Annotated in this window: 17 protein-coding genes and 2 rRNA genes; 11 read left to right on the forward strand and 8 right to left on the reverse strand. The window is 56.0% G+C overall.

Annotated elements, in window-relative coordinates:
* Positions 1 to 19 precede the first annotated feature (19 nt).
* From GKG36_RS12555 to GKG36_RS12590, 8 genes are all read left to right on the forward strand, one after another.
* Positions 20 to 736 (forward strand): hypothetical protein, encoded by a 717-nt coding sequence (locus tag GKG36_RS12555; protein WP_154261035.1) that lies wholly within the window; start codon positions 20 to 22, stop codon positions 734 to 736.
* A 354-nt stretch (positions 737 to 1,090) separates the two neighbouring features.
* Positions 1,091 to 2,098: a LacI family DNA-binding transcriptional regulator gene (locus GKG36_RS12560; protein ID WP_154261037.1), complete on the forward strand. Its 1,008-nt coding sequence runs from the start codon at positions 1,091 to 1,093 to the stop codon at positions 2,096 to 2,098.
* A gap of 71 nt (positions 2,099 to 2,169) precedes the next feature.
* Positions 2,170 to 3,510, forward strand: coding sequence for an ABC transporter substrate-binding protein (locus tag GKG36_RS12565; RefSeq protein ID WP_120081443.1), 1,341 nt, complete (start codon positions 2,170 to 2,172; stop codon positions 3,508 to 3,510).
* A gap of 103 nt (positions 3,511 to 3,613) precedes the next feature.
* Complete coding sequence (locus tag GKG36_RS12570; RefSeq protein WP_005938991.1) at positions 3,614 to 4,465, forward strand: sugar ABC transporter permease; 852 nt, start codon at positions 3,614 to 3,616, stop codon at positions 4,463 to 4,465.
* Complete coding sequence (locus tag GKG36_RS12575) at positions 4,465 to 5,307, forward strand: carbohydrate ABC transporter permease (RefSeq protein WP_154261039.1); 843 nt, start codon at positions 4,465 to 4,467, stop codon at positions 5,305 to 5,307. Before GKG36_RS12570 ends, GKG36_RS12575 begins: the two co-directional genes overlap by 1 nt.
* A 15-nt stretch (positions 5,308 to 5,322) precedes the next feature.
* Positions 5,323 to 6,786: a 4-alpha-glucanotransferase gene (gene malQ, locus GKG36_RS12580; RefSeq protein WP_154261041.1), complete on the forward strand. Its 1,464-nt coding sequence runs from the start codon at positions 5,323 to 5,325 to the stop codon at positions 6,784 to 6,786.
* 281 nt (positions 6,787 to 7,067) lie between these two features.
* The gene (locus GKG36_RS12585) at positions 7,068 to 7,526 is read left to right on the forward strand and encodes a hypothetical protein (RefSeq protein ID WP_097777666.1); all 459 of its coding nucleotides are present in this window, start codon (positions 7,068 to 7,070) and stop codon (positions 7,524 to 7,526) included.
* A 47-nt stretch (positions 7,527 to 7,573) separates the two neighbouring features.
* Positions 7,574 to 7,933, forward strand: a complete 360-nt coding sequence (locus GKG36_RS12590; protein ID WP_097782232.1) for a hypothetical protein — start codon at positions 7,574 to 7,576, stop codon at positions 7,931 to 7,933.
* Between the two features lie 67 nt (positions 7,934 to 8,000).
* Here the strand turns inward: GKG36_RS12590 and GKG36_RS12595 are convergent, their stop codons facing one another.
* Positions 8,001 to 9,293, reverse strand: coding sequence for a galactokinase family protein (locus GKG36_RS12595; RefSeq protein ID WP_154261043.1), 1,293 nt, complete (start codon positions 9,291 to 9,293; stop codon positions 8,001 to 8,003).
* A gap of 230 nt (positions 9,294 to 9,523) precedes the next feature.
* On the opposite strand from GKG36_RS12595, the gene GKG36_RS12600 reads away from it, so the two are divergent.
* The 3 genes from GKG36_RS12600 to GKG36_RS12610 are packed head-to-tail and all read left to right on the forward strand — an operon-like array spanning position 9,524 to position 11,916.
* The gene (locus GKG36_RS12600) at positions 9,524 to 10,384 is read left to right on the forward strand and encodes an AraC family transcriptional regulator (protein WP_005939008.1); all 861 of its coding nucleotides are present in this window, start codon (positions 9,524 to 9,526) and stop codon (positions 10,382 to 10,384) included.
* Positions 10,385 to 10,396: 12 nt separating this feature from the next.
* Positions 10,397 to 11,767 (forward strand): 23S rRNA (uracil(1939)-C(5))-methyltransferase RlmD, encoded by a 1,371-nt coding sequence (rlmD, locus tag GKG36_RS12605; RefSeq protein ID WP_154261045.1) that lies wholly within the window; start codon positions 10,397 to 10,399, stop codon positions 11,765 to 11,767.
* An 11-nt stretch (positions 11,768 to 11,778) separates the two neighbouring features.
* Positions 11,779 to 11,916 (forward strand): hypothetical protein, encoded by a 138-nt coding sequence (locus tag GKG36_RS12610; RefSeq protein ID WP_154261047.1) that lies wholly within the window; start codon positions 11,779 to 11,781, stop codon positions 11,914 to 11,916.
* 69 nt (positions 11,917 to 11,985) lie between these two features.
* On the opposite strand, the gene GKG36_RS12615 is transcribed toward GKG36_RS12610, so the two are convergent.
* The 7 genes from GKG36_RS12615 to GKG36_RS12645 all read right to left on the reverse strand — a co-directional run.
* A complete protein-coding gene (locus GKG36_RS12615; protein WP_005939014.1) occupies positions 11,986 to 12,780 on the reverse strand; it encodes an ATP-binding cassette domain-containing protein in 795 nt (264 codons plus the stop codon).
* Positions 12,773 to 13,714 (reverse strand): ABC transporter permease, encoded by a 942-nt coding sequence (locus GKG36_RS12620; protein ID WP_005939016.1) that lies wholly within the window; start codon positions 13,712 to 13,714, stop codon positions 12,773 to 12,775. The genes GKG36_RS12615 and GKG36_RS12620 overlap by 8 nt, the downstream gene beginning before the upstream one ends.
* A 112-nt stretch (positions 13,715 to 13,826) precedes the next feature.
* Entirely contained in the window at positions 13,827 to 14,858 is a 1,032-nt protein-coding gene (locus GKG36_RS12625) for an ABC transporter substrate-binding protein (protein WP_154261049.1), read from the reverse strand.
* A gap of 189 nt (positions 14,859 to 15,047) precedes the next feature.
* A complete protein-coding gene (locus GKG36_RS12630) occupies positions 15,048 to 15,773 on the reverse strand; it encodes a YkgJ family cysteine cluster protein (RefSeq protein WP_154261051.1) in 726 nt (241 codons plus the stop codon).
* A gap of 170 nt (positions 15,774 to 15,943) precedes the next feature.
* Complete coding sequence (locus GKG36_RS12635; RefSeq protein WP_154261053.1) at positions 15,944 to 17,287, reverse strand: MATE family efflux transporter; 1,344 nt, start codon at positions 17,285 to 17,287, stop codon at positions 15,944 to 15,946.
* 392 nt (positions 17,288 to 17,679) lie between these two features.
* Positions 17,680 to 17,796 (reverse strand): 5S ribosomal RNA (gene rrf / locus GKG36_RS12640).
* Positions 17,797 to 17,924: 128 nt separating this feature from the next.
* A 23S ribosomal RNA gene (locus GKG36_RS12645) occupies positions 17,925 to 18,047 on the reverse strand; the annotation flags it as partial.

Raw genomic sequence — 18,047 nt, forward strand, 5'->3', positions numbered from 1 at the left:
TTTTGAGGAGGTTTTTGTCATGAAAAAACGGTATCTTAGACTTGCGGCGCTGGCAGCCGGTGTGCTACTGGCCGCACAGACCGGTCTTTCCGCTGCTGCGCTTTCTACCTTTGATGCCGCATACTACGCTGCACAGTATCCGGATGTTGCGGCCGTATGCGGCAATGACGAGGGTGCACTGCTGCGTCATTATCTGGATCACGGCATTGACGAAGGCCGCAAACCTTCTGCGGACGGCATTGCCGGTGATGACGAGCTTTCTTTGACCGAAGCGCAGTTTTCTTCCGTCTGGTCGCCGGTGGCCATCAACAAGCTGGCCCACTACAAGTCTCTCAAGCGCAAATGCACCGATGAGGAGTTTGCGCAGGCATATCAGGAAGCGCTGAAGGTGGTCACACCGCTGGCGCTCATGAGCCGGGAAGACCAGCTTTACGGCATTGCCTCTGCCCTGCGTGCGGTGGTGGATGATGGCTCCATGGCTTACTCTATGGAAGCCAACCATTACAACGACCCCTACGGTTATTTTGTACTGCGCACAGCATCCTGTGCCGGGTGTGCCCGGGCCACCGCTCTGTGTCTGGACATTCTGGGCATCCCATATGAGCATGTGAACGAGAACCAGTACAGCCACCAGTGGTGCCGCGTGCCCATGGAGGACGGCAGCTACTGGATCTGCGATGCGTTTGGCCTGTACTGCGGCCCGGAACCCGAACCCTATCAGCACCCGTATTTTTGAAAAAGCGGATAAACCATTTCAAAACTATGCAATGCCCGGCAGGCTGTGTTATCTGCCGGGCATTGCTTTTTTCTTTTTCCTTTTATAAAACCACTGCTCTATGTTGAAAAGTTACAAATCGGTACGGTTTTACCGGTTGTTTCTGATTTGTACCGGGAATTTGCGGAACTGTCGGCACATTTTGATTTGCGCGCAATTCAATCTGCACAAAAGCAGCTCAGAATGCTATGCAATTTTCACGAAAACACTTTTTGGTTATTGATTTTTTATGCAAATTATGCCATACTATAGCCACTGAAAACGTTCCCGACAACGTTCCCGAATCTATTACCGAAAGTGAGGTACTCCGACAAAATGCCGAATCTGACCATTAAGGACATTGCCCGGATCAGCGGCTGCTCGGTAAGCACCATTTCTCGTGTCATCAACGACCGGCCCGATGTCCGGCCCGAGACCAAGGAGCATGTACTCAAGGTAATGCGGGAGGCCGGGTTCGTGCCCAACACCAATGCACGGCAGCTGAAGATCCAGCAGTCCCGCAGTCTGGTGTTCGTGGTCAAAGGCACCCGCAATCTCTTCTTCTCGGACTTCTTAGTCCAGCTGCAGCGGGCCGCCACCCTGTATGGCTACAATGGCATCGTTTCCTATTTGGATGAAAACGCCAACGAGGTCGATGCCGCCGAAAAGATCCTGCGGGAGATTAAGCCCAAAGGTATGATCTTTCTGGGCGGCAGCGTAGCCAACTTCAAAAAAGGCTTTGCCAACATCACAGTCCCCTCGGTGCTGACCACACTGGTCTCCGACGAGCTGGACTTTCCCAATCTTTCCATGGTGGGCGTGGATGACCGCGCTGCAGCCTACACTGCTGTGGACTACCTCATCCAGCAAGGGCATCGTAAGATCGCAGTGCTGGGCGGTCCGGTCACCAGTTATCCCAGCGTGATGCGCCGCGAGGGTGCACAGCAGGCGATGCAGGATGCGGGCATCCTGTTCAGCGACAAGCTGTACGGCCTGTCCAACTACGATTTTGAGTCTGCCTATCACGCCGTGAACAGCCTGCTGGCCCGCCGGGCCGACTTCACCGCCCTGTTCGCCATGAGCGATGTGATTGCCTTAGGTGCCATCCGCGCGCTGGCGAGCGCCGGGCTGCGGGTGCCGGAGGATGTTTCGGTGATCGGCTTTGACGGCATCACGATGTCCCGTTACTGTGTGCCTGTTCTGACTACCGTTGTGCAGCCCAGTGAACAGATCTCGCTGCAGAGCATTGAGTTGCTGGTGCGGCAGATCGAGCACGGTGCACCGGCCCAGACCATCACCTTGCAGCCGGAGTTGCAGCAGGGCGAAAGCGTAAGGGCGATTTAAATTTTGTTTTCCCTCCGTCAGGGGACGGAGATTTTGAAATAGTTTATTTTTAATAAGAAGGAGAACTTATTATGAAGAAAATGATTACTCGTCGTAACTTCCTGAAGGCCGCTGGCGTTTCCGCCGCTGCTCTGGGTCTGGCTGCCTGCGGCGGCTCCTCCAGCAGCACCGCTTCCTCTGCTGCCAGTTCTACCGCTGCTTCCAGCACCGCTGCAAAGGCAGACGGCAAGGTCTACTACCTGAACTTCAAGCCCGAGCAGGATCAGGATTGGCAGGATCTGGCCGCTGAGTACACCAAGGAGACCGGCGTGCCTGTGACCGTTGTCACCGCCGCTTCCGGCCAGTACGAGACCACCCTGATGAGCGAGATGGAGAAGAGCGAGGCTCCCACCCTGTTCCAGGTGAACGGCCCTGTTGGTCTGGCAAACTGGAAGGATTACTGCTACGATCTGTCCGGCAGCCAGCTGTACGGTGAGCTGACCAGCGACTCTTTCGCACTGAAGGATGGCGACGCTGTGGCTGCCATCGCCTACGTCCTCGAGACCTACGGCATCATCTACAACAAGGAACTGCTGACCGCCGCTGGCTATACCCAGGACGACATCAAGGGCTTTGCCGATCTGAAGAAGGTCGCTGACGATATTCAGGCACGCAAGGCTGAGCTGGGCGTGGACGGTGCTTTCACTTCTGCCGGCATGGACAGTTCTTCTGACTGGCGCTTCAAGACCCATCTGGCAAACCTGCCCATCTACTACGAGTACAAGGCAGACGGCATCAGCTCTACCGACGCCATCAAGGGCACCTATCTGGACAACTACAAGCAGATCTGGGATCTGTACATCACCGATTCCACCTGTGACCCCACCCTGCTGGCTTCCAAGACCGGCAACGACGCTGTGGCTGAGTTTGTGGGCAAGAAGGCTGTGTTCTACCAGAACGGCACTTGGGCTTACAATGACGTGAAGGATCTGGGCGGCGACAACCTGGGTATGCTGCCCATCTACATCGGCGTGGATGGCGAGGAGAATCAGGGCCTGTGCACCGGTTCCGAGAACTTCTGGTGCGTGAACAACAACTCTTCTGATGCCGATATTCAGGCTACTCTGGACTTCCTGTACTGGTGCGTCACCTCTGAGGCCGGCACCAGCGCGATGGCTGACAAGATGGGCTTCGTCATCCCCTTCAAGAAGGCTAAGGACTCCACCAACCCCCTGATCACCATTGCAAACCAGTATGTGGCCGACGGCAAGACCAGTGTGGACTGGTGCTTCTCCACCATGCCTTCCGAGGAGTGGAAGAACGGCGTGGGCAGCGCTCTGACTGCTTACGCAGCAGGCACCGGCGACTGGGACGGCGTTGTGACCGCCTTCGTCGATGGCTGGGCTAAGGAATACAAGCTGGCAAACGGCTAAGCTCCTGATCGGTCTATAAAAAAGAACTGAACAGGGAGGCGGGCGAAGAAGTTCGCCCCGCCTCCCCTTTTTTGTTAACCACTCCGCATATAGGAGGTACATCATGCAAAAAGCCATCAGCAAATATTGGCCGGTGTTCGTGCTGCCCACGCTGCTCGCGTTCATCATCGGCTTTATCTGGCCCTTCATCTGGGGCATTTACCTTTCGTTCCAGCGGTTCACTACTGTTAGCAAGACCACCTTTGTGGGCATCCAGAACTACATCAACGTATTTCAGGATTCCACCTTCCTGCACGCCTTCGGCTTTACCGCAGCGTTCACTGTAGTATCCACCGTGCTCATCAACGTCTGCGCCTTTGCCATTGCGCTGGTGCTCACCCGCGGCATCCGCGGCACCAACATCTTCCGTACCGTCTACTTCATGCCCAACCTGATCGGCGGCATCCTGCTGGGCTACATCTGGCAGATCCTGCTCAACGGTGTGCTGGCCAACCTGCAGAAACCTCTGCTGGCGCTGGATGCCAAGGCCGGTTTCGTCGGTCTGGTCATCCTGATGTGCTGGCAGCAGATCGGCTACATGATGATCATTTACGTTGCCGGCCTGCAGAGCGTGCCCGGCGACCTGATCGAAGCCGCCAAGATCGACGGTGCCAACGACCGCGAGATCCTGTTCAAGATCAAAATTCCCATGGTCATGCCCAGCGTGACCATCTGCACCTTCCTGACCCTGACCAACAGCTTCAAGCTGTTCGACCAGAACGTTGCCCTGACCGCAGGCGAACCCGCCAACGCCAGTGAAATGCTGGCCCTGAACATCTACAACACCTTCTATGGCCGTTCCGGTGCCCAGTGGAAGGGCATTGGTCAGGCGAAGGCTGTGGTGTTCTTCCTGATCGTCGTGGTCATTTCTCTGATCCAGCTCCACTTTACCCGTTCCAAGGAGGTGCAGCAGTAATGCCTAAACAGAAAAAAATGTGGGATAACATCCTCACCGTCATCATGACGCTGCTGAGTCTGCTGTGGATCTACCCCATCGTGCTGATCCTGCTGAACAGCTTGAAGATCGAGGGCACCTTTACCACCTCCACCGTGTTCAAGCTGCCCACCGCCGAGACCTTTGCGGGCCTGAGCAACTACGTTTACGGTGTCACCAAGATGGGCTTCCTTTCCAGCCTTGGCTACAGCCTTGTCATCACCGTTACCAGTGTGGCGCTGATCCTGCTGTGCTGCTCCATGACCGGTTGGTACCTCACCCGCGTGAACAATAAGCTGAGCAAGTTCATGAACCTGCTGATCGTGTTCTCCATGGTCGTGCCCTTCCAGATGGTCATGTTCACCCTGTCCAAGACCGCTGACCAGCTCAAGCTGAACACCCCGTGGGACATCTGCATTATCTATCTGGGCTTCGGTGCCGGTCTGGCCGTGTTCATGTTCACCGGCTTCATGAAGAGCGTGCCCATGGAAATTGAGGAAGCGGCCATGATCGACGGCTGCAACCCCATTCAGATCTTCTTCAAGGTCGTATTCCCCATCCTCAAGCCCACCATGATCTCCACCGCCATCCTCGAGACCATGTGGGTGTGGAATGACTACCTGCTGCCCACTCTGGTGCTGGACATCAAGAAATACCGCACTATTCCCATGGCCATCCAGTACTTCCGCGGCGGCTACGGCCGTGTGGAGCTGGCTCCCATGATGGCCTGCATCATCATTGCCATCATCCCCATCATCATCCTGTACATCACCTGCCAGAAGTACATCATCGAGGGCGTGGTTGCAGGTGCCGTGAAGGGCTAAGGAGGTGCGCACACTATGCGTGCAAGCGGCATTCTGATGCCCGTTTTCAGTCTGCCGGGGCCTTTTGGCATCGGTACGCTGGGAAAAGAGGCCTTTGCATTCGTGGATTTTCTGGCCGATGCAAAGCAGACCTACTGGCAGATCCTGCCCATCGGCCCCACCGGCTACGGCGACAGCCCTTACCAGAGCTTCTCCGCCTTTGCCGGAAATCCCTATTTTATCGATTACCGCCTGCTGGCTGCGGACGATTTGCTGACCGCCGACGAGATCCCTGCGGAAAGGCCCATCGGACCCATCGATTACGGCGCGCTCTACAACGAGCGGCCCGTTGTCCTGAAAAAAGCAGCGGATCGTCTGCTGGCCTCCCCTTCCCCCGCTTATGAAGCCTTCTGCAAAGAGCAGGCTTTCTGGCTGGAGGATTACGCCCTGTTCATGGCTGTGAAGGCTGCACAGGGTCAGGCCGGCCTTGCTGACTGGCCGGATGCACTGCGCTGCCGCCAGCCGGAAGCCATTGCCGAAGCCAAAGCAGCGCTTGCCGGAAGCATTGGCTACTACAAGGCGGTGCAGTTCTTCTTCTACACCCAGTGGAACGCCCTGAAGGCTTACGCCAACAGCAAGGGCATCAAACTGGTGGGCGATATTCCCATCTATGTCAGCCCGGATTCCAGCGATCTGTGGACCCACCCGGAACTGTTCCAGACCGATGGCCAGATGCACCTGACGCAGGTTGCCGGATGCCCGCCGGATGCCTTTGCAGCGGATGGTCAGCTATGGGGCAATCCGCTGTACGACTGGCCTGTTCACAAAGCCACCGGCTTTGCGTGGTGGAAGCAGCGCATGAAGCACGCCACCTCCATTTACGATGTGGTGCGCATCGACCACTTCCGCGGCTTCGAGAGCTATTACTCCATTCCCGCCGGGAACAAAACGGCGACGGGCGGTCACTGGGAAAAAGGCCCTGACCGCGATTTTATCAACGCCATGCACGAAAACCTTGGCGAGGGCGGCATCATTGCCGAGGATCTTGGCTACCTGACCCCGGAGGTCAAGGCCATGCTTTCTGCCAGCGGCTATCCGGGCATGAAGATCATGCAGTTTGCCTTTGACAGCCGGGAATCCGGCAATTACCTGCCCCACACCTACCACCGCAACAGCGTGGTGTACACCGGCACCCACGACAATGTGACCACCGAAGGCTGGCGTACCAACGCCAGTGCCGAGGATGTGGCCTATGCCTGCCACTACCTGCGCTGCCAGCCGGAAGAGCTGACCGAGGCCATGATCTGTGCCTGCCTTGCCAGTGTATCGGATACCGCTGTGATCCCTCTGGCGGACTGGCTGCATCTGGGCAGTGAGGCCCGCATCAACACTCCCAGCACCCAAGGCTCCAACTGGCAGTGGCGGCTCACCTGTCCCTTGCCGGAAGCACTGGCCGGACACATTGCGCAGCTGACCGTGCTCTACGAACGGGCACAGTAATTCCCCGATCATTTTCTCCTCGTAAAAGCGTCTGCACCCGGAATGTGCAGGCGCTTTTGTTTTTTCTACAGAACATTTTTTCAGGACCAGATTATGGACATATTGCGCATTTTTGGGCTGACATCCGTGATTTTGCCGCCTTTCTGTAACAGTTTATTCACAAATGTATCATGATTTTGCGCATCTCTGCTCTTGTTATTTGGACACAGTTATGTTACAATTCAGATAGTATTATTGTCTGCCTTTGTGCAGATTCCACTACGGAAAGGAGTTCTTCCACCATGGATCATCCCAATCAGAATACCATGCTTTTACCGGCTTCCTATGCCGTTATCTCCGAAGAGGAAATGACCTATCTGGATGGCGGTCAGTCCATCTACCTTGGCTCAGCCTTTAATCACGATATTTATTTCAACACCGATCAGTTTGCTACATTCTGCCAGAATGCAGCAATCAACCTGTTCGTGCTGATGACCAACTATTCCTTCCGGTACATCGCAGGCCGTGTGCAGTCCGGTCTGTCGAATGGTCTGAGCCTGTCCGGCACCTTCTATCACACCTGGGATAAGATGAACACCTGGAGCCGTATCGCTTCTGTGGGCGTTGCCGGTCTGGCCGGTGTCTATGTCTATTCGCAGGTCATGAACGTCATTCGTACCGTTACAAGCATCTACGATCAGATCGTGAACCCCATGCCGAGCTTTGATGCCGCTCAGGCCGAGGGAACCGCTGCAGCCTGAGTTTGATTCCATTCCCGGAACGATCTTGTCAGAAAGGAGCTTTCTCCATGAAAAACCTTCAGATGCCGCATTCATACATTTCTGTTTCCGAAGAAGAGCTGCGCAGTATTTCCGGCGGCGGGCCGCTGGGCGATGCGCTGGATCTTTTCTTCAGCAATCTGCGTCTGGACGATCTTTTCTTTAGCGGCGGATTGATCTCACTTTCTTTCACCTTTGTGCCCATGCTGCTGTTCAATGTGGTAAAGACAGGCTTCAACTTCGTGGTGAGCGCCTACGATACCATCGCAGACCTGTTCCATTTTTCCCACGAGGAGCGGGACATGGTGCAGTATATCTCGGATCAGCAGCGCCGGGAAGAAGAGAAAGAGCAGGCTCAGTCCGCTCCCGGCCCGAAATCGGTTTTCTGAACTTTCCCAGCAGTATAAAGCATAGCAAAAAACGCATCTGCAAAATCTTGCAGATGCGTTTTTGTTTTCAGATCACTTTCACTGCCCCCTGCTCCCGCAGACGCAGAATGTAGCAGCTGCCCTTGCCGAATACCCGCTCGATCTCGCTGTGATAGCGTTCCAGCAGGCTCTGGGGAACATACGCCTGAATGGTGCCTGCAAAGCCGCCGCCCTGCATCCGCCAGGCTCCCGTGCTGCCCTGCAGGATACTCTGGCTCAGCGCCAGTGCCACCGAAAGCCCCTGATGCCGCACATCGGTGCTGCAGTAGACATTCTGGCATAGCGCAAAGGATGCGCGTCCGCTTTCCAGCACCAGCGCTGCAAAGGCAGCAAACTGCCCGGCCTGCAGCGCGTCCCTCTGGGCAAGGGTGCGAGCGTTCTCTTCAAAATAGTGGATGGCGCGCAGCACCGCGCGGTCGCCGCAGGCTTTGCGCAGCGCAGGCAGTGCTGCCCAGAATGCGCTCTCCGTCACCTGTCCCAGCACCTTTTTGCCAAGAAACGCTGCGATCTGCTCCATCTCCTGCCGGATGGCTGCAAACTCACCGGTCAATTCGCTGTGGCTGCCGCGCGTATCGGTAACGCACAGGCTCATGCCCGGCGGCAGCAGGCCGTCGGCGTGGATCTTTTCCAGAACCGGCTGCTGGGGGTCTGCAAAATCCGCAAAGATAATGCCGCCCACTGCGCTGGTCAGCTGATCCAGCAGGCCGCTGGGCTTGCCAAAATAGGTATTCTCCGCATACTGACAGATCTTTGCCAGCTCCGCCGGGGCCAGACCGCAGCCATATTCTCCGTTCCAGATGGCAGCCATGCCCATTTCAAAGGCAGCAGAACTGGAAAGGCCGCTGCCGCGCAGCACATCACTGGCCGTGTATGCATCAAAGCCGCCCACCGCTTTGCCTGCCGCGCGGAAGCCCTCGGCAATGCCGCGGATCAGACTGGCCGAGTGGGTGCTCTCCCCTTCCTGCGGCCCCTCCACGGTCAGGTCGATCACATCCAGCTTGTTGAACCCGCGGGATTTGACCCGCACGTAGCCGTCTGTATTGTGCGCAGCCACGGCCACAAGATCCAGCGTGACAGCCGCCGCAAGGCCATAACCGTGCTGGTGGTCGGTGTGGTTGCCGCCCAGCTCTGCGCGGCCCGGTGCCGAATAAACCTGCACCTGCCTGCCCGGCCCAAAGTACAGCTCAAACTGTTCCAGCGCAGCACAGTAGCGTGCCCGCTGCCGACAGATTTCCTGCGTCGCATCGCCATACAGTGCCCGGAGCTTATCGTCCCATTTGCCCGCCGCGATCTCATTTCGGAGCTGCGCACTGTTTGCCATAACGATTCCTCCCTCAATATGCTGCTTTGGGATAGATGGGTATGTTACGTCTATTGTAATGCATCCAACCGCTTTTTTCAATTTCCAACGCTGAAAAAACGCGAATTTTGGCACCCAGTTCAAAGAATAAGATGTACTTTTGTTGAATTTGCGGGCAGATGTGTGGTATACTATACCAAAGATCGGGCACAAAGCTGCCCGCAACGTGACAGAGCGGAGGAAACGCGGCTATGGCAGATGTATATAAGCAATCCTTCAAACAAAATTATACCAATAATATTGAGCTTTCCATCTTCAATTGCGGCATCGAACGCTGTGCTCCGGGCCAAACATGGGGGCCGGGTATCCGCGACCATTACCTGATCCATCTGGTACTTTCCGGCAAGGGCGTATTCGAGGTGGGCGGACGCACCTGGGAAGTGAGCCAGGGTCAGCTGTTTTTTGCCCGGCCAAGCCAGCTGATCCGGTATACTGCCGATGAGCAGCAGCCTTGGGAGTACAGCTGGGTAGGCTTCAACGGTGCGTGTGCCCACAAACTGGCCGCGCAGCTCCCCTTCACCGACGACTCGCCGGTGCATCACACCCACGACCCCGATGGGATGCGTGCCGCTCTGGCCAACATTTATTCCTCCCGCGGGCTGCAGCCGCAGGATGAAGCCGCCATGGTGGGCTACCTTTATCTCTTCATCGCTTCTCTGATGAAGGAGACCAGCGCTGGCAAACCGCACACGGCTTCCTCTTCCAGCCAGTATGTGCTCAACGCCATCAAGTACATCCAGTTCAATTATTCACATGATATTTCCATTGATGATGTGGCAAAAAGCGTAGGTGTCTCCCGCAGTCACCTGTACCGCGTGTTCATGCTGAACGTAGGCAAAAGCCCCATCGATTATCTTACCGAATACCGCATCAACGAAGCCTGCAAGCTGCTGCGCGCAGGCAACCTTTCCATTGCCGAGGTCGCGGTGTCGGTAGGCTTCTTTGACCAGTTCTATTTCTCGCGGGTATTCAAGCGCGCCAAGGGCGTGCCGCCCAGCAAGTATTTTGCGGCGCAGGCTGATGCTCCCGCCGACGGCCCCGACCACCAGTAAAGGAGACCCTTCATGCCCTTACAGAAAAATCAAGTTCTCACCCTGCGCGTAGAGCGTCTTTCCAGCGATGGCAGCGGCGTAGCACACAGCCCAGACGGTGAGACCGTGTTTATTCCCGGTGCCGCCCCCGGCGACGAAGCCCGGGTGCGCATCGTTAAGGACTGCAAGCGCTACGCCTTCGGTATTCTGGACGAGGTGCTCACTCCTTCGCCGGACCGTATCCCGGTGGATTGTGCCGTGGCAGGCCCCTGCGGCGGCTGCAGCCTGCGGCATCTGGACTATGCTGCCGAGCTGCGCGCCAAGCAGGAGAATGTTGCCGATGCCTTTGCCCGCATCGGAGGATTGGATGTGCCTGTTCTGCCCATTGTGGGTTCGCCGGAAGTGAACCGCTACCGCAATAAGGTGCAGTTCCCGGTGGGCGTGGACAAAAGCGGTAAGCCCTGTATCGGCTTCTACGCCGGGCGCACCCATCGTATCGTCCCCTGCCCGGACTGCCGCCTGCAGCCCGGTGTGCTGAATGAGATCGGCAACGCATTGTGCGCTTTTTTTGCAGAAAAGGGCATCCAGCCGTACAGCGAGGAGACCGGCAGGGGCCTTGTGCGTCATATCTTTCTGCGGCGCGGCGCTCACAGTGGCCAGATCATGGTCTGCCTTGTCTGCACCCGTGCCAAGCTGCCCTCCGCTGAAGAGCTTTGCACCCGGCTGAAAGCTCAATTTGCAGAGATCACCACGATCCTGCTGAACGTAAATGCTAAAAACACCAACGTGATCCTTGGCACCGAGACCCACACTCTGTACGGCCCGGGCTATATTGAGGACACCCTGTGCGGTGTTCCGGTGCAGCTTGGCCCGCTTTCCTTCTATCAGGTCAATACCCTTGCTGCCGAGCAGCTTTACGGCATTGCCGCCCAGTATGCTCAGCTTACCCCGGACGACCTGCTGCTGGACCTCTACTGCGGCATGGGCACCATTGGTCTTTCCATGGCAGCGCACTGCCGTGAGCTGATCGGTGTGGAGATCGTACCGGAAGCCATTGAAAGTGCCAAGGCTAACGCTGCCCGCATGGGTGCAGATGTGGCCGCAAAGAGCCGATTTTTCTGCGCAGATGCCGGTCAGGCCGCCACCCGCCTTGCCGCTGAGGGCCTTCACCCGGACATCGTAATGCTGGACCCTCCCCGCAAGGGCTGCGACGAAGCCACCCTTTCCGCTGTCGTGCGCATGTCTCCCCGCCGGGTGGTCTACGTCAGCTGCAACCCCGCCACCGCCGCAAGAGATGCTGCATGGCTGGAACAAAATGGATATCACGCAGAGAAGGTGCAGCCGGTGGATCTATTTCCAAGAACACGGCATTGCGAATGTGTGCTGAGCTTTTCCAAGGTGTGAGGTTTGAAAAAATGGCTATTCCAAAATATAATGAACTTTACTCGCTGTTCCTCTTTGCGATTCAGGACGGTGCCCCGCATTCTTCAAAAGATGTAAAGAAAATCATCTCTCAAAAACTCCAGTTAACCGCCTTGCTCTTGAATTGGTAAACATACATAAAAAGCGCCCGTCCCGGTTTTTTCCGGGACAGGCGCTTTGCATTTTAACCTTGTAATTTATCAGGACAGAATCATGCGGTCATTTGCAAACTCGCCGCCGCTGGCGATCTGGAACTTTGCCAGCAGGTCGGAGACGTGCAGGTTCTTCTTTTCCTCACCGGAAACATCATAGATGATATGGCCTTCGTACATCATGATCAGGCGGTTGCCATACTTAATGGCATCCTTCATGTTGTGGGTGATCATCATGGTGGTGAGATGGTTTTCCTCCACGATTTTGGCCGAGAGGGTCAGCACCTTGAGCGCGGTCTTGGGGTCCAGCGCAGCGGTGTGCTCGTCCAGCAGCAGGAGCTTGGGCTTGTTCATGGTAGCCATCAGCAGGGTCAGTGCCTGACGCTGGCCGCCGGAAAGCAGGCCCACACGGGCCGTCAGGCGGTCTTCCAGACCCAGATCCAGCGTCTTGAGCAGTTCACGGTACTGCTCGCGCTCTGCCTTGGTAATGCCAATGCGCAGGGTGCGGGGCTTGCCGCGGCGTGCAGCCAGGGCAAGGTTCTCTTCGATCTGCATGGTGGCAGCAGTGCCGGTCATGGGGTCCTGAAACACGCGGCCGATGTAAGCGGCACGCTGATGCTCGCTCAGGCGGGTCACATCCACACCGTCAATAATGATCTTGCCTTCGTCCACCGGCCACACACCGGCAACTGCGTTCAGCATGGTGGATTTGCCTGCACCGTTGCCGCCGATCACGGTAACGAAATCGCCCTCGTTCAGCTTCAGGTTCAGGCCGTTCAGGGCAGTTTTCTGGTTGACCGTGCCAGCGTTAAAGGTCTTGGAAACATTCTGGATCTCAAGCATTTTTTGCATCCTCCTTTGCCTTCTTCACCGGCTTCGAGAAGTACTTGCCCTTCCAGTACGGCACGGCAAGGAAAACAGCCACCACAGAAGCGCTCAGCAGCTTGAGCAGGTTGGCATCGAAACCCAGAGTCAGCACCAGCTGGATGACAATGTAGTAGATGATGGCACCCAGAGAGACAGAAACCATCTTGAGTGCAAAGTTGTGGAAGATGCGGCTGAACAGAGCCTCGCCAATGATGACAGCAGCCAGACCAATGACGATCGCGCCACGGCCCATGCCGACATCTGCAAAGCCCTGATACTGGCTCAGCAGAGCGCCAGACAGCGCCACCAGACCGTTGGACACAGCCAGGCCCAGCACGATATTGAAGTTGGTGTTGATGCCCTGCGCACGGGACATGGCGGGGTTAGAGCCGGTGGCACGGATGGCACAGCCCAGCTCGGTGCCGAAGAACCAGTACAGAATGCCGATCAGCACCGCTGTGACAATGATGATCATAACGATAGGGTTGTGGAGAGCAAACTCCTTGACCCAGCGCAGGGAGATCAGCAGGTTGTACTTGTCCACGTTGATGGCCTGATTGGCCTTGCCCATGATTTTGAGGTTAATGGAATACAGCGAAAGCTGGGTCAGGATGCCGGCAAGGATGGCCGGAATGCCCATAAATGTGTGCAGGACACCGGTGACGAGGCCGGACAGCAGGCCTGCCAGCAGCGCCATGAGCAGGGAGACCCAGACGTTCTGGCCGGACAGCAGGCACATGACGCACACTGCACCGCCGGTGCCAAAGGAGCCGTCCACGGTCAGATCGGCCACATCCAGAATACGGTAGGTCAGGTACACGCCAATGGCCATGATACCCCAGATAAGGCCCTGTGCACAGGCACCCGGCAAAGCGCCCGGCAGGTTTGCCAGTCTTGCAATGATTTCCAAAACAATTCCTCCTAAACGTTACACTTTTTTACTTCCCGTTTGATACGGGAAAGCGGAGAAGAGCACTTTTTACCCTTCTCCGCTGATTTTCTGTTTGGTTTCCCGGAGTATTTTAGCCCTCGATCTCCTCGTAGCCGTCGGGAACGGTCAGGCCCAGATCGTCGCAGATCGTCTTGTTGTACTTCTTGGTCACATCGGTGTACTCGATGGGCATGGTGGAGACATCAGCCTCGCCGTTCAGGATCTTCACTGCCATCTCACCAGTGGTGTAGCCCAGATCGTAGTAGCTGATGGAAAGGGTAGCCACGCCGCAGCCGGCGCAGATGCCCTCTTCGCCAGCGAACACGGGCTTCTTGGCCGGGCGGCAGATGCCGTCCACAATGCCGGTGTTTGCAGCAACAGTGTTATCGGTGGGCACATACAGTGCGTCGTTCTCGTCGGCAGCCTTCTGGCAGACAGAGGACAGGTCGTTGGAATCAGAGAAAGCGTACTGGGTAGCGGTGACACCCTTTTCCTCCAGATACTTCTGGACCTCATCCACCTGATACTGGCTGTTTGCCTCAGCAGAGCAGTACAGCAGGCCAACCTTCTTGGCCTCCGGCATCCACTCCACGATCATCTCAGCCTGCTGATCCAGCGGGGCCAAATCAGAGGTGCCGGAAATGTTGCCACCCACGGTGCCGTCGAAATCGGTCAGGCCCAGAGCCACACCGTACTCGGTAACAGAGGTGCCCAGCACCGGAATGCTGTCGGTAGCAGATTGTGCAGCCTGCAGAGCGGGCGTAGCATTGGCCATGATCAGATCCACACCAGAGGAAACGAAGCCGTTGGTGATGGTAGCGCAGGTAGCGGAATCGCCCTGTGCATTCTGGAAATCGAAGGTGACGTTCTCGCCGAAGGAAGCAGTCAGAGCATCCTCAAAGCCCTGCGTAGCGGCATCCAGAGCGGCATGCTGCACCAACTGGCAGATGCCGATCGTGAACTTCTGGCCATCGGCTGCAGCAGAAGCAGCAGCCGAGGATGCAGGCGCAGCGGAAGAAGCAGCTGCAGAAGATGCAGAAGAACCGCCGCAGGCAGTCAGGGCAGCAGCTGCGCCGCAGGCAGCGGCAGCAGCCAGAAACGAACGACGAGTGATTTTACGCATAATGTTTATCTCCTCTATCTCTTTGCGTGTGCGGCCTACAGGTACCGCACCGGAAAGCTATGTTTTGTATGCAAGGCTCGTACAGTCTCGCTTTACACTCGTGAAGTATATCACACATTTCACGGTAAAACAACTCACTTTTGCCCTAAAACGGCCTTTATTATCGATTGCATCAAATATATTGATCGATTATTTTGATGCGTTATTCCGCTTTTGCTGATATTCTGTCAGTTTTGCAAATTCAGCATCCAGCCAGTGCAGGTTTTTCTCCAGCTGCGGCAAGAACGGTGCGGCATAGTCGTAGCCAAAATACAGCGCCTGCCAGAGCTTGTCCTGCATCCGGCGCACCAGCACCGGGCTGAGCTGCGCACCCAGCTGTTCCACCGTGTCTTCCAGTGTCATGCAGGTCTGCGCCCAGCGCACATCGGTCTGTTCCCGGGCCGGGACATCGTAACAAGCAAGATAGTCCTCCACCCTTGCCTCGATCACCTGCCCGCCGCAGCCGGTTGGCTGCAGAAAATAGCTCACCTGTCCTTTCCTGCTGATCTCCTGCGCCAGCGGGTACAGAGCACACACCAGCGGTTCGGCATCGTGGATGGCGCAGTGGTCTCCCGTAAGGAAGGGACAGTTGTTCCGGTTCTCCTTCACCGGGGCCAGACGCAGCACCGGCAAATGGCTCACCGTGCCAATGCTGGCCCGGCAATATCCCCGCGCCACGATCTGCGGCGGCAGGCGCAGCCGGGCTGCAATGCGCCACAGGTCAAAGCCTGAAAGTACAATGTCCTCTCTGCCACGGCAGCAGTCGCCGCAGCCATTGCACGCAAAGCTGAAATGTGCATCCCGCGCCAGCAGGGGCATTGCCTCGGTACGGGTAAAATCGATCTGGCCGCACAGGTCGATATGGTGGTCTCGCATCTGTTCTCTCTTCTTTCCTGCATAATAAATAACAGGTCTATTGTACCGCAGGGCCGGTTTTTGTGCAACAAAAAAGCTGCTGTACGCTTGACAGCAGCTCATAGTGGCGCAGCGCGCCCACACTCAGGCGGTACGTCTATGCCATCTCACCGATTTGGAACGGTTCCCGCTCAGCCATGCAGCACCGCTTTCTGCTGCCGCTTGAGCCAGTGGTAAGCGATCACGCACACCAGAATGGAGAACAGCGAACCGCAGGCCGAAGCAAGACCCATGGGCAGCAGCGTCTGCGGGAAAAACTTGGATGCGAGGTAGGCACCCGGCACGCGCACCAGCAGAATGGACAGCGTGTTATGCAGGAAGGACAGCCCGGACTTGCCATAGGCGCAGAAATAGCCGCTGAAGCTGAACTGCACGCCTGCAAACAGGCAGTCAAAAATATAACCCCGGATGTAAGATGCACCGGCCAGCACCACAGCCTCGTCCGAGGTGAAGGGCCGCACCACCGACGGTGCAATGAACTGCACTGCTACTGCCACGATCAGTCCAAAGGTCAGGCCAATGCCGATGGCGTAGCGCAGAATGGCATCCACACGGTCGTGCTTGCCGGCACCGATGTTCTGCGCGCCCAGTGCCGATACAGTGGACAGCATGGAGCTGGGCACCAGGAACAAAAAGCTGATGATCTTTTCCACGATGCCCACGGCGGCGGCATCGGTCAGGCCTCGGTGGTTGGCAATGATGGTGATGATCATAAAAGATACCTGAATAAAGCCGTCCTGCATCATCACCGGTATGCCAATGGAAAGGATCTCGCCAAGTGCACTGCGTTCCGGCTTGAAGTCCGCACCCGAAAGGTGGATGCCGCTCTTACGGCGCAGGATCACGACCAGCGAGATGATCACGCTGACCAGCTGAGAAAGAGTGGTACCCAGCGCTGCACCGGCAGGGCCAAGATGCAGCGCGCCCATGAACAGATAATCCAGCGCAATGTTGCTTGCACAGGCCACCGCAATAAAGTACATCGGGCTTTTGGAATTGCCCAGCCCGCGGAAGATTGATGCCATGATATTATACGCCGTGATGCATGGAACGCCGATAAAGCAGATGATCAGGTAGGTACGAGTGCCCGCCACGGCCTGCTCCGGTGTGGAGACAATGCGTACGATCGGATCCACAAGCCCTACCAGCACAGCTGCCAGTACCACAGATCCTGCCATAAACAGTGTGACTGTGTTGCCAATGAGCCGCGCCGCACGAGGTTTGTTCTCTGCGCCCACGGCCCGGCCAATAGTGACCGTTGCTCCCATGGCAAGGCCCACGATCATCACAGTGATCATATGCATCACCTGACTGCCAATGGACACCGCCGTTGTGCTGGCCACACCTTCAAACTGCCCGATGATGAACAGATCCGCCATGCCGTACAGCGTCTGCAAAAAGTACGAAAGCAGATAGGGCAGTGAAAAAAACAAAATGCTTTTCAACACACTGCCGCTGGTCAGATTTTTTTCCATAATGTTTTCTGCCCGGCTTCCCTCTTCTCTGCCGAATGTACAGAGCTTACACTGCCAGACCGGGCAGCTCCTTTCCGTTATAGATAGTAAACCCTACAACGACTGAAGAGTCAAGGTTTTATTACAATAAAGCGGCCCGGTCGTGCCAAAAGGTCAGCACAGCCGAGCCACCATGATTTATTTAAGGTTTTGTTTGTTCAATAGATAAGGCACAAACACATCATAAAATTTTTCGCTTCACTCTGCATGAAATTGTGCCCTTCTCTTCCAGTCTGTTTCATCTTCAATGCTCACATCATTTTCAAAGCATACCTGCCTTTCTGTTTTCTCCTAAAACAGTTTCAAGACAAAAGAAAAACGCCTCAGAATTTCTTCTGAAGCGTTTTTGTTCAAGTCGGCGACTACCTATTTTCACGCGCCGTTTCCAGCGAACTATCTTCGGCACAAGTGAGCTTAACTTCTGTGTTCGGAATGGGAACAGGTGGAACCTCACCGTCATCGACACCGACCGATCTGACTGAACCAGTATAACATGTTTGTTGTACTTTGTCCAGTGTTTCTTAGAAGGACGTGCCTTCAAAACTGAATAATCACTGCTTACATTTTTTCGTTGACTCTTAAGAGTCTCAAGCGAATTGTGGTCAAGCCCTCGACCTATTAGTACACGCTTGCTGAATGGATCACTCCACTTACACATCGTGCCTATCAACCTTGTAGTCTTCAAGGGGTCTTACTTGTTTGAAACAATGGGATATCTTAT

The sequence above is a fragment of the Faecalibacterium sp. BIOML-A1 genome, assembly GCF_009679715.1.
GTDB lineage: Bacteria > Bacillota > Clostridia > Oscillospirales > Ruminococcaceae > Faecalibacterium > Faecalibacterium taiwanense.